Source organism: Streptomyces prunicolor NBRC 13075 (assembly GCF_000367365.1).
In the GTDB taxonomy this organism is placed as follows: Bacteria; Actinomycetota; Actinomycetes; order Streptomycetales; family Streptomycetaceae; genus Streptomyces; species Streptomyces prunicolor.
Genome location: NZ_BARF01000047.1, coordinates 1 through 12182 on the forward strand (window position 1 = coordinate 1; position 12182 = coordinate 12182).

The window sequence follows — 12182 nt, forward strand, 5'->3', positions numbered from 1 at the left end:
CCGGCACCCCGCCGAACAGCGGGGCCGCGATGTTGGCCAGGCCCTGGCCGAACAGTTCGCGGTCCGGGTCGTGCTTCTGGCCCACCGTCATGCCGTCCGCGACGGAGGCCGACAGCAGGGACTCCAGCGCAGCGAGCGCCGCGACCGCGACCGCCGGGGCGAGCAGGGAGCCCACCGCGCCGAGGTCGAGGAAGGCGAGGGAGGGCGCGGGCAGTCCGGATGGCAGGTCACCGATCGGCTTCGCCGCGTCCAGGCCGACTGCCTGGGCAACCACGGTGGCCGCGATCACCGCGAGGATGGAGAAGGGAATCGCGGGCCGCCACCGGGCGCCAATGAGCATGAGGGCGGCGACCGCGACCGCGAAGGCGACGGCGGTCCAGTTCGGGTTCTTCGCGAACTCCTCCAGGGCACGCCAGGTCACCACCAGGACCCGGTCGCCCTCCGGCTTGGGCACCCCGAGCGCGTTCGGGATCTGCTGGAGACCGATCACGCAGGCGATGCCGAGGGTGAAGCCCTCCACCACCGGCGCGGGCACGTACTGCATGTACTTCCCGGCCCTCAGCAGGGCCAGGGCGACGAGCATCAGGCCCGCCAACAGCCCCACCGTCAGCACTCCGGACGGTCCGTGCGCGGCGACGATCGGCACCAGCACCACCGTCATCGCGCCCGTCGGCCCCGACACCTGCAGATTCGAACCGCCGAACACCGCGGCCAGCGCACCGGCAACGACCGCGGTCGCCAACCCGGCCTCGGCGCCCAGCCCTGAGGAGACACCGAAGCCGAGCGCGAGCGGCAGCGCGACGACCGCCACCGTGAGACCGGCCAGCAGATCCCGGCGCGGGTCGCGGCGCGTCTCCGCCAGATCCGAACGACCCGGCAGCAGCTCGGCGATCCTGCCCCGGATCCGGGTGAAGGCGATGGTCATCGTGCGACGACCTCGGTTTCACGCAGCTCGGCGAGCAGTTCGCTGCGCCCGGACAGCAGCTCGGTCAGGATCCGGCGCGCCGCCCCCATCAGGTCCGCCACGTCCCCGCCGGCCAGCTCGTAGACGACCGCCGCCCCCTCCCGCGTCGAGGTGACGATCCCGGAGCGGCGCAACACGGCCAGCTGCTGGGAGAGGCCGGCGGGCTCCACCTCGATCGCGGCCAGCAGGTCCCGCACCGGCAACGGCCCGTCCTGCAGCAGATCCAGAACCCGTATCCGTACGGGATGTCCCAGCATCCGGAAGAACTCGGCCTTGGCCTGGTACAGCGGAACGGACACGACTCCTCGACTTCCCCGACAGCGCCCCGGCCGGGGCAGGCGAAGACTGCGCCCGCGACTACCTGCGAACACAGACAACACAGCATCTAACCAATTGCTAAATTTGGCAATTCATCACCACGCCGATGCCGGGACATTCCAGCGAACGAGGGGGTCAGCCCTTCTTGACCACGCTCGACTTGAGCTGCATCGCCCCGAAACCGTCGATCCTGCAGTCGATGTCGTGACCGTCGGCCCCGTCGACCAGCCGGATGTTGCGCACCTTCGTACCGGCCTTGATACCCGAGGGACTCCCCTTGACCTTGAGCGCCTTGACCACGACCACGGAGTCGCCGTCCTGCAGCACATTGCCGACGGAGTCCCTGACAACCCTCCCCCAGCCTTCGGCCGAGGGGACCCCCATCGCGGGAGCGCCGGAGTCCGCGCCACCTTCGGCGAGCACCCATTCATGGCCGCACTCTGGGCACACCACCAGGGCGTTCATCTCGTAGGTGTACTCACAGGAGCACTTCGGACAGGGAGGGAGAGTCTCGATCATCCCGGCAGCGTATCCGGCCCACACCACGCAGGATCCCCTCAGCCAACGCGCGGAAACGACCGCCACAGAGCTCACCAGCGGAGGAGGAGCAGGCATGAGATCCGTTGCTCACAGCCGGAGGGTGAACCAGGTGGTCTTTCCCTGGTCGGTGGGGCGGACGCCCCAGCTGTCGGCGAGGGTGTCGACGAGGATGAGACCCCGCCCGGACTCCTCGTCCTCGGCGGCCAGCCGAGGCTGGGGCAGGTGAGGGCTCAGGTCGCTGATTTCGACAGCGAGTTCGGTGGCGGTACGGCGCAGGTGCAGGACGAGGGGACCCTCCGCGTGCTGGACGGCGTTGGTGAGCACCTCGGAGACCAGGAGCCTGGCATCGTCGGCCCTGTGCACGCAGTCCCATGAGGTGAGGGTCTTGACCACGAAGGAGCGGCCCTCGGACACCGTGGGAGCGGTGGCCGGGAGTTCCGCGGTGGCGGTGGCCAGCGGGGCGGCGGGGAACTGGGCCAGCAACAGGGTGACGTCGTCGTTGTGGCCCTCGGCATCGGGCAGCAGCGTGGCCAGGACGTGGTCCGCGACGGATTCCAGACCGGTGTCGGAGGCGAAGGCGTCGCTGAGGGCTGCGGTCAGTACGTCGATCTGGTATTCGATGTCGCTGCCGGGTGTCTCGACCATGCCGTCGGTGTACAGGACGAGGACGGCGCCGGGCGGGATCGCCGCGGTTGACTGCTGGTAGAGGACGTCGCCGACACCTAGCGGTGCGTTGACGGGCGCCGGAAGCCTACGGGTGCCGGCGCCGGGGCCCGCGACGAGCGTGGGCAGATGGCCGGCCGAGCAGGTCGTCACGGAACCGGCGTCCGGGGCGATGACCAGGTAGCAGCAGGTGACCAGTTGGTCGGGGACGTCGAGGTCGGCGACGACCGCGTCCAAGGCCTGCATGAGCTGGCGGGGCTGCATCCCGGTCTTGGCCAGGGCGTGGGCGGCGGAGCGCAACTGCCCCATCACGGAGGCCGCTTCCAGGCCGCGGCCCATGACGTCGCCGATCAGGACCCCGACCCGGCCGGCCCCCAGCGGGATGAGGTCGAACCAGTCCCCGCCCACGCCCGCGCCCTGAGTGGCGGGCAGGTAGCGGCTGGCAGCGGCCAGACCGGGAATGGCCGGCGGGGTACCCATCAGACTGCGCTGCAGGGTGAGGGCGATGTGCTTCTGCTGCTCGTACAACTCGGTAAGTTCGGCCTCGGCACGTTTGCGGTCGCTGATGTCGCGGACGATGGCGCAGGCGCCGATGACCGTGCCGCTGGTGTCGCGGGTGGGCCACAGAGTGACGTCGACGTCGAGCATCCTGCCGCTGCTGGTGAGCCGGAGCGTTTCGAAGTGCTCGATCTTCGCGCCCTTGCGCAGCTCCTCCAGCAGGTGAATGATCTCGTCCCTGCGCTCCGGCGGCGCCAGCATGGACACGTGGCGGCCGATGGCCTCCTCAGCGGTGTAGCCGTACAGCCGCTGTGCGGCGGTGTTCCAGTAGGTGATGCGGCCGTCGAGGGTCTTGGCGAGGATCGCGTCCTGGGAGGACTCGACGAGAGCGGCGAGTTCGTTGATGCGGGCCTCGGCGGCCTTGCGTTCGCTGACGTCGCGGACGGCGGCGGAGACAAGGAGGCCGTCGGTGGTCTCCAGAGGACTGAGGCTGATCTCGACGGGGAACTCGCTACCGTCCTTGCGCAGCCCGTGCAGCTCCAGCCCCGCCCCCATCGGCCGCACCTGGCGATTGGTGGCGGCATAATCACCGCGGTGCAGCATGTGATGCGAGCGGAACCGCTCGGGCACCAGCAACTCCACAGGACGGCCGAGGAGTTCCTTGCGCGGGTAGCCGAAGAGAGTTTCGGTCTGTGCGTTGACCAGCTTGATCGTTCCGGCGTCGTCCACGATCACCATGGCGTCCGGAGCCGATTCCAGCAGGCTGCGAAACCTTTCCTCGGCGGCCTTGCGTTCGCTGACGTCGCGGACGGCGGCGGACACGAGCAGGCCGTCGGCGGTCTCCAGAGGACTGAGGCTGATCTCGACGGGGAACTCGCTACCGTCCTTGCGCAGCCCGTGCAGCTCCAGCCCCGCCCCCATCGGCCGCACCTGCCGGGTGCCGGTGTATCCGTCGCGGTGGACGCCGTGCTGGGCACGGAACCGGCCGGGAATGAGTATCTCCACCGGGCGGCCGAGGAGTTCTGCCCGCTGATACCCGAAGAGCGTCTCCGTCTGCGCGTTGACGAGTCTGATCGTCCCCGAGTCGTCGACGATCACCATCGCGTCCGGGGCCGCTTCCAACAGCCCCCGGAACCGGTCCTCCACCCGGGGCGACTCGTCATCACGAAGCCGTACGGCACAGTGGCGGTGTGTACACCCGTTGGTTCCGGCTCCGCCGGAGACCGCTGCTGTAATCGTGTCGCCCATATCGGCCCCAACCGGCTGGCTGCTGTGGTGAATCGGGCAATCTCACCGCATCCCGGCCACATCCACTCTCAGGTGTCGCTTACTGGCTCCGCAATGGCCCAACTCGCCCACTCGCGACCGAGTATCGGTCACCGTCTTCCGACACTCGGGACGGGCAACGCGAACCGCTGTCCAACAGCCACGGCCACGCCCTCCTGCTGGCCCTGACCGCCTTCGCCTCAGTCGTCACCAGGACCACGCACATGCTGTTGAGACCGTCCCCCGGTGGGGACGCGGCCGTCGTAGAAAACCCGTCAACGCTGCGGCTCCCCGTGCTCGGCCTCGCCGCCTGCACTGCCCTCGGCACCACCACTGGCCCGCTGGGCGACCTGCTCACCCAGGCCGCCGCCGTACGTCCGCACAGTCTCGCCCTGACTGGTCCTCGCTTAAGTCGTGCGCAGCCGTGAGATGGCTTGTTGCAGATCGTCGAAGGCGCGTTCTTCCTCCCGAGGGCTGACGCGGGAGGCGGCAAGGACGCTGTCACGCGCCCTGCGGATACGGGCATAGGCGTCGAAGCAGGTGAGGACCTCCTGGATCACGATCTCCTGCGGCATGGAAGGAGGCGGAGCGGAGGGATCGTTTCGGGATGGCATCGCCAGACTCTTGTCTCGTTGCAAAGCTACGGGTCAGGAAGAAGCGGTGTGTCCGTGAGGTGCTGCATGCCCAACTGCCGGAGAACATGCAGGCCGCGGGGCGAGGCACGGCTGATGAAGAAACGCGTGCCGGACCGGCGCGCGGTGGCTGCGGCGGCCAGGAGCAGCGCGCCGGCCTCCGGGGCGAGACAGGTGACCTCGCCGAGGTCTACTTCCAGGATGCTCGGGGCCCGGGCGAAGGCTCTCAGGAGTTTCCTCCGGACGCGAGGCGCCCTGCTGGAGGTCAGGTCTCCACGCAGCCGGACGACTGTCCGGGCACGTTGGCGGCGAGGGGGCATGAGCGGCAGGGCCAGCCTTCCGGGCGCGACGGATACGTCGCCGACCAGACTTCCCGGCACACCACCCACCCCTGAGCGGCAAGGTGAGCTGTCATCACAGTACGCGCGGCCACGGTCACCAGCACAGGATCGGGGTGGACTCAGATGAACGGCGCTACGAGCGGAGCCCACTCCTACCGGTGGCGTGGGGGATGGGGTGGTAGGGACGGCATAGTGGTGAGGCCGGGGGCCGTCTCGGGCCAGACCAGCAGAACTGGGCAGGGAGCGTGGTCGACGACGAAGCGGCTGGCGGGACCGAGGCTGTGCGGACCGAGGTGGCTGCGGTCGCCGTCGCGGGCCAGGATGAGCAGGTCGGCACCCTCCGCCGCGGCGACAACCTCGCGTTCCATGCGGCCGGTGCGCTCGCTGCGGGTACAGGGGCGGCCGAGCCGCTCGGCGGCGGCCTGGAGGAGCTGGGCGGCAGACGTGGCGGCGAGGTGCTCCAGGCGGGTGCCGGGGTCGCTCCCCCAGCCTTCGGCCGGGCGGTGCCCCCAGGGCTGGCCGCGGCCGAGCAGGCCAGCGAAGGCGCCGTACGCCGCGCCCGGGATGTCGGCCGGGGTGACGTGGAACAGGATGATGTCGGCGTCCGCCGGGGTGTGGGCGCGGGCGGCGTCCACGCAGGCGGACCAGGTGCCCTCGACGATCCAGACCACCACGGTCATGGGGTCGGCCTCCTCCGATCGCGGCCAGTGAGGCCCACAGTGCCGGCACCGCGGCGCCCAGGCTCGCCGGAACGGCATACAGGCCGAGCCGGGTGAACTCCTTCAACTCCACCTCGCCGTCGTGGGCGTGGACGATACGCCGCCACAGCAGGGTCGCCAGCGAGCCGGCGTAGGTGAGATTGGGGCCGATGTTCACCCCCACCAGCACGGCGAGGACGGCGCCGGGCCCGGACGGAGCCGTCAGTGGCAGCAGTACGAGTACCGCGGGCAGATTGTTGATCATGTTCGCCAGTACGGCGGCCAGTACGGCCAGACCGAGCAGGGCGGGCAGTGCGGTGCCGCCGGGGATGAGCTGCCCCAGGGCCGTGTCGAGCCCGTTGTCGACGACCGCCCGCACCACGATGCCCAGCGCGAGGACGAAAGCGAGGAAGGGCACCGAGGCCGAGCGCATCAGCACCTTCGGGGTGGTGCGGCGCCGAAGCAGGGCGCGTACGGCGAGGGCCAGGGCGCCTGCCAGGGCAGCCCAGGCCGGATCGATACCGAGCGCGGAGGTCAGGACGAACCCGGCCAGCGTGCAGCCCACGGTGACCAGGGCGAACAGCGGCAGTTCGGGCGGGTCAGCGGCGGGTGGGGCCTGCGCCCCGGCATCCAGGTCGGTGGTGAAGAACCGCCGGAAGACCGCGTACTCGACGCAGATCGCGGCCAGCCAGGGCAGCGCCATCAGCGTGGCGAACCTTGTGAAGCTCAGCCCGCTGGCCGCGAATGCCAGCAGGTTCGTCAGGTTGGAGACCGGCAGCAGCAGGGAGGCCGTGTTGGACAGGTGGGTGCAGGCGTACACGTGCGGTTTGGGGCGCGCGCCGAGCCTGGCCGCGGTGGCGAACACCACCGGGGTCAGCAGCACCACCGTGGCGTCGAGGCTGAGCACCGCGGTAATCAGCGAGGCGGCCAGGAACACCTGGGCCAGTAGGCGGCGTGGCCGGCCCGCGGCCGTGCGCGCCATCCAGGCCCCGCAGGCGTGGAACAGCCCCTCGTCGTCGCAGATCTGGGCGAGGACCAGGACCGCCGCCAGGAAGCCGATCACCGGCCCGAGCCGTCCGGCCTCGGCCACGGCGTCGTCCCAGGAGATCGCCCCGGTGGCGATCACCAGCACGGCGGCCGGGACGGCGACCACCGCCTCCGGCCAGCCGAAGGGGCGGACGATCGCGCAGGCCAGCACCAGCATCAGCAGCGCCACGGACAGCGTCTCCGCGAGCGAGGCGTTCAGAATCGGGTCCTTCCGTGCAGCGGCGGACGGGCCGCCGGTGAGTCACGGCGAAGGTATCCCGCCGAAGTAAGACGTTCCCGCCTTGTGCCGTCCCCGCGGCAGCGGCTGCCCGTCGTCAGGCGTGGTGCGGCAAGGCGGGCCATCGGGCTGTCCGAGAGTCAAGGGGACGTCAATTCCCTGTGGTTCAGGTGGGGTTGCAACGAAACGCGTTGACATGACCATGCTTGCGCAGCAGAGTGGCGGCGTCCTTCAGCACGTCCTGCACGACGTTCGGTTCGGCCGGGCTCCGCCCGCCCTCATGGTGCGGACGTGTACGAGGCATGCTCCCGACCCCACTTCGCGACGCACCGATGCCGGACGTGCCCCTCCGCGAAAGGGAACGGATCATGTCCCTGGCATCACTGCTCCACCGGCTGGCGAGACCCGGCCTGGTGACGGCGGCCCTCGCCGCCGGCTTGCTGGCGCTGTCGACGACCACCGCCAGCGCCGCGCCCGCTCTCACCCAGATCAGCGCCGATCCCTACACCAACTCCACCAGCCAGCACGCCACGGAGGTCGAGCCCGACACCTTCTCCTACGGCTCCACCATCGTCTCCGCCTTCCAGGTCGGCCGGTTCAACGACGGCGGCTCCTCCAACGTCGGCTTCAGCACCTCCACCGACGGCGGCGCCACCTGGACCAAGGGCTTCCTGCCCGGGATCACCACGCAGGCGGGCGGCACCTTCCAGCGGGTCAGCGACCCGGCGGTGGCCTACGACGCCAAGCACAACACCTGGCTGATCTCCACCATCCCCATCACCTCGTCCGTCACCGTCCCCGAGGTCTTCACCAGCCGCTCGACCGACGGCGGACTGACCTGGAGCAACCCCGTCATCACCGCGACCGGCTCCAGCCTCGACAAGAACTGGATCGTCTGCGACAACACCGCCACGAGCGCCTTCTACGGCAACTGCTACACCGAGTACGACAACAACGGCGACGGCGACCGTCTGAAGATGACCACGTCGAGCGACGGCGGTCTCACCTGGGGCGCCTCGAAGAACACCGGCAACAACGCCACCGGCCTGGGCGGCCAGCCCGTCGTCCAGCCCAACGGCACGGTGATCGTCCCGGCCTCCAACGCCTCCGAGACGTCGATCCTCGCCTTCCGGTCCACCAACGGCGGCAGCACCTGGACCTCGACCACCACCATCGCCACCGTCAGCACCTTCACCGTGCGCGGGAGCCTGCGCAGCGGCCCGCTGCCCTCCGCCGAGATCGACGCGGCCGGGAAGGTGTACGTCGTATGGCAGGACTGCCGCTTCCGCGCCAGCGGGGGCTCCTGCACCTCCAACGACATCGTCATGGCGACGACCACCAACGGCACCACCTGGTCAGCGGTGACCCGCATCCCGATCGACGCGACGACCAGCACCGTCGACCACTTCATCCCCGGCCTCGCCGTCGACCCGGCCACCTCGGGCACCACCGCGCACCTGGCGCTGGCGTACTACTACCACCCGGTCGCCAACTGCACCGCCGCCACCTGCCAGTTGGACGTCGGGTACGTCTCCTCGACCAACGCCGGCAGCACCTGGACGGCGCCGACCCAGCTGGCCGGTCCGATGACCCACTCCTGGCTGGCGAGCACCACGCAGGGCACCATGGTCGGCGACTACATCTCCACCTCCTTCTCCGGCGGAACCGCCCACCCCGTCTTCGCCGTCGCCTCGGCCCCCAGCGGCTCGGTCTTCAACGAGGCGATGTACACGCCGGCTTCGGGCCTGACCGCAGCGGCAGGCACCGCCGCCGCCACGACCGCCACCGCACGTGACAACGCCTTCTCTGCCCGCCTGGCCGCGATCGCCTACGCGCAGTGGCTGGCCAACGGCGGCACCGGAGGCGGCGAGGACAGCCCCTGACCGACAGCCTCCGATCGCAGCAGCCGCCCCGGCAGGACTTGCCGGGGCGGCTCCACGCCACCTCCCCTTCGTGCAGCAGGGACCTTGAGCGGGACGTGGCGTCGACGGACGTCTCACGCTCGGGGCCGTTCTGCACGAGTACCGGCAGGTCCTGCCGCCGTATCACTCGGCCCGGCCGCGACCGCGTCCTCCGGCAAGCGCCACGAGGACGACAGGACGGACGAGGACCCCGACGATCACACCGCCGACCGCCGCTTCGCCGTGGTACGGGCAACGGGCACCTCGGGCGAGACTGTCATCGCGGCGTCCTGCGCCCCGGCGAGGGCATCCGTGCCAGATGTCACTGCGGCGCGTCCTCGGCCACAGTTCGGTTCCTGGCGCGTCCGAGGTGAAGCGGAGAGCGTCAGCGGAGCCCGAGCCGAAGGGGATGGTGACGATGGTGAACCGTGGATCGCGACGGCGTCGGGCACTCGCCCGGGCAGGCGGGTGGCCGGCCGCGGTCAGCACGGGTGCCGACGGGGTACCGAACACCGATCGACTTTACGAACCCATTACGAGCCCAAGAGGTTCCGTGAGACCCCGCATCCGTACTGCTGTGGGTGCGGGTTCCGCACCGGACAGGAGACACCGTGCTCGTTTCACGGAAAGCGGCGGGGACTCTCTTCGTGGGTGGTGCGCTCAGCCTCACCCTCGGGTCGCTCCTCTACCCCGCCATGCTCGGAGTCCAGAAGGTCAGGAGTGCGCCCGAGCGGGTCATCGCCACCCCGGCGACCGGACCGCTGACGGAAGCCGACCGGGACTTCGTGGTCAAGGTGCGCTCCGCCGGGCTGTGGGAGTACCCCGTTGGCCAGACAGCGTTGAGGAAGGGCAGGACCAAGGCGGTCAAGACCGCGGGGAAGCACCTGATCGACGGGGATGCCTCGCTGGACGCCGCCGCCCGCAGAGCTGCCGGCCAGTTGGGCATCACGCTGCCCAACCAGCCGTCGCCACAACAGCAGGGCTTCGTAGCCAAGTTGAACGCGGACAGCGGCAAACAGTTCGACACCGACATGGCCACCCTCCTGCGCGCGACGGACGGCCAGATCCTCTCCACGATCGCGAGCGTCCGCACCACCACGAAGAACACGCTGGTCCGCGCCCTGGCCGACCAGGCCAACGGCATCGTCCTGGACCTCATCACGGTCCTGGAGAAGACCGGTCTGGTCGACTTCGACCAGGTCCTCTTCCAGGAGACCACCGCGCCCACGCTCCCGGCCCAGGACATAACCCCGCCGCCCCCGGCCGTGACACAGCCACAGGTCGTTCTCACGCCGCCGGCGAACAGCACGCTCTCACCGAGTCCGTCGGTGCGATAGGGACGCGGGCCGCACCTCCTACGCCAACCGGCCGTCGTGTCCGGCCTCAGCCTCCCGCCGTCCTCTGAGGTGCGCTGCTGGTCAGCGCCCTCTCCGGGCGGCAGCTCGGCCGTGCCGGAGAGGCCGGCCCGCACCTTCCAGCGAGTCAGCGACCCGTCGGTGGCCTCCGCGGTCAGTTCGGCGAGGGCGCAGCCTCTGGAGCCGAGGGCGCGTTGCCGGAGGCAGAGAAACCGGCCCAGGCCGACGGACGGGTTCGTGCCGATCATCACCACTGGTGAGCACCTCGGCGCCGGGAGCGGCCGGCGTTGGTTCCGCGAACGCGCGGTCGATAGACCCGTACCCCATGATCCCGGTTTGCGGCTCACGCCGGACCAGGCGTCAACTTCCGTACCAGTCGGGGCAGTTCTGGCGTATCAACAGGCCCCGTCGAGCCGTTGTCCGATCGTCGCGGGTCAGTCTCGAAGAGACTCCCCGCGAGTGAGGGCTGCACGCCTACGGTCCGGACACCGAGGCGGGTCGGCAGCACCGGTCCGCCGCAGTCAACGCAACACAAGAGGAGGCGCTGTGGCGAGTGTGGAAGTGTCGCTGAAGGAGATGATGGCCGGGATCGAGGGGGCGTTGGGGGCCGCCGTCGTCGACTACACCAGCGGAATGGCGCTGGGCACGCTGGGCGGCAGCAAGACCCTGGACCTGACGATCGCCGCAGCCGGCAACACGGATGTCATCCGGGCCATGGTGCGCACCATGGAGCAGCTGGGCCTCAAGGGCCAGATCGAGGACATCCTGATCACGCTGGACAGCCAGTACCACCTGATCCGTCTGATCACCGGCCGCAGCGGCAACGGCCTGTTCCTGTACCTCGTACTCGACAAGGCCCGCTCGAACCTGGCGATGGCCCGCCACCAGCTCAAACACGTGGAGGGACAGATCGAGATTTAGCTCGGCCCGGCCTCCAGAAATCACGCCTGCCCATGATGTGAAGACTTCTTCAACTCATCACATCAACATGAACGCAATATGTGGTCGTACAGGGTCCTGAGCGTGAAGGAAGGGTCGGGCATCCGAGGGCGGCCTGTGGTGCGACGCCGCCCTCGGATGCCGCCACATCCCGCGAGCCGCACTCCCACCCACTCGGCAAGCAGCGAGCATCCATACAGGTCACCCAATACGGAACCGGGGGGCGGTTTGACGAGCACGACGAACTCACCCGCGCTCACACTCGGGGTCGCGTTCTCGGCGGCGACGACCTGCGCCTCGTGCTGCCGTACCGGACGGCGACTGCGTCCGGCGCGATAACGGTGTCAACCATCGTGTCGCGTACGTCGCTTCGGGGGACGGGCGAACTCCACGGCTACCTCGGTGTCGCGTCCACGTCCACACCGGCGACGCTGCGCCGGTCCGCACGCCGACCGTATGACGCCTGTGACCGGGTCACCCACAAGTACCGGCGATGCGTGAATCGTGACATCACGTTCGGATCCACCGACGGGTCGAAGAGGGCGGCAGGCCAGCTGTCCCGCTGTCCTGCTGTGAGAAAAACGCGTTGAGCGGCGGCCCCTCGGGGCTGCCGGCGCCCGGGGCCTGCCCCCGAGTGTCGAGCAGGTAGCGGCACCCTAGACGCTGCCATCGACACTGGCCGAGCAGTGCAGCCGAGCCCTACCCGGCCGCCCCTCTCCCGCAAGCTCAGCGCTGCACAATGCGTGTGCGGACGATAACCCGCGAAGGGCCCTTCGGAGACGGCAAGGGCCTGAATCGCTGCG

General features: G+C 69.7%; 10 protein-coding genes and 1 pseudogene. 3 read left to right on the plus strand and 8 right to left on the minus strand.

Features of this window, described 5'->3' with window-relative positions; all coding sequences use genetic code 11:
* The 8 genes and pseudogenes from SPR02S_RS20200 to SPR02S_RS60310 form a co-directional block, all read right to left on the minus strand.
* The coding region (locus tag SPR02S_RS20200; protein ID WP_019058805.1) for a SulP family inorganic anion transporter at positions 1-925 on the minus strand (925 nt) is incomplete at its 3' end.
* Entirely contained in the window at positions 922-1263 is a 342-nt protein-coding gene (locus tag SPR02S_RS20205; protein ID WP_019058806.1) for an ArsR/SmtB family transcription factor, read from the minus strand. The genes SPR02S_RS20200 and SPR02S_RS20205, both read right to left, overlap by 4 nt.
* Positions 1264-1417: 154 nt before the next feature.
* Entirely contained in the window at positions 1418-1801 is a 384-nt protein-coding gene (locus SPR02S_RS20210) for a zinc ribbon domain-containing protein YjdM (protein WP_019058807.1), read from the minus strand.
* A 108-nt stretch (positions 1802-1909) separates the two neighbouring features.
* On the minus strand, positions 1910-4231 hold the full coding sequence (locus tag SPR02S_RS60305; protein WP_078622947.1) for a SpoIIE family protein phosphatase: 2322 nt from the start codon (positions 4229-4231) through the stop codon (positions 1910-1912).
* A gap of 425 nt (positions 4232-4656) precedes the next feature.
* Positions 4657-4824, minus strand: coding sequence for a hypothetical protein (locus SPR02S_RS63160; protein ID WP_019058809.1), 168 nt, complete (start codon positions 4822-4824; stop codon positions 4657-4659).
* 65 nt (positions 4825-4889) lie between these two features.
* A complete protein-coding gene (locus SPR02S_RS56010) occupies positions 4890-5261 on the minus strand; it encodes an STAS domain-containing protein (RefSeq protein WP_158697847.1) in 372 nt (123 codons plus the stop codon).
* A 113-nt stretch (positions 5262-5374) separates the two neighbouring features.
* Positions 5375-5902: a universal stress protein gene (locus tag SPR02S_RS20235; RefSeq protein ID WP_019058811.1), complete on the minus strand. Its 528-nt coding sequence runs from the start codon at positions 5900-5902 to the stop codon at positions 5375-5377.
* Positions 5903-5909: 7 nt separating this feature from the next.
* Positions 5910-7124 (minus strand): annotated as a pseudogene (locus tag SPR02S_RS60310) (SLC13 family permease); the annotation flags it as partial.
* Positions 7125-7552: 428 nt separating this feature from the next.
* On the opposite strand from SPR02S_RS60310, the gene SPR02S_RS20245 reads away from it, so the two are divergent.
* The 3 genes from SPR02S_RS20245 (at position 7553) to SPR02S_RS20255 (ending at position 11361) form a co-directional block, all read left to right on the plus strand.
* A complete protein-coding gene (locus SPR02S_RS20245) occupies positions 7553-9067 on the plus strand; it encodes a sialidase family protein (protein WP_106436985.1) in 1515 nt (504 codons plus the stop codon).
* 665 nt (positions 9068-9732) lie between these two features.
* Complete coding sequence (locus SPR02S_RS20250) at positions 9733-10422, plus strand: DUF4142 domain-containing protein (RefSeq protein ID WP_019058814.1); 690 nt, start codon at positions 9733-9735, stop codon at positions 10420-10422.
* A 564-nt stretch (positions 10423-10986) separates the two neighbouring features.
* Complete coding sequence (locus SPR02S_RS20255) at positions 10987-11361, plus strand: roadblock/LC7 domain-containing protein (protein WP_019058815.1); 375 nt, start codon at positions 10987-10989, stop codon at positions 11359-11361.
* Positions 11362-12182 lie beyond the last annotated feature (821 nt).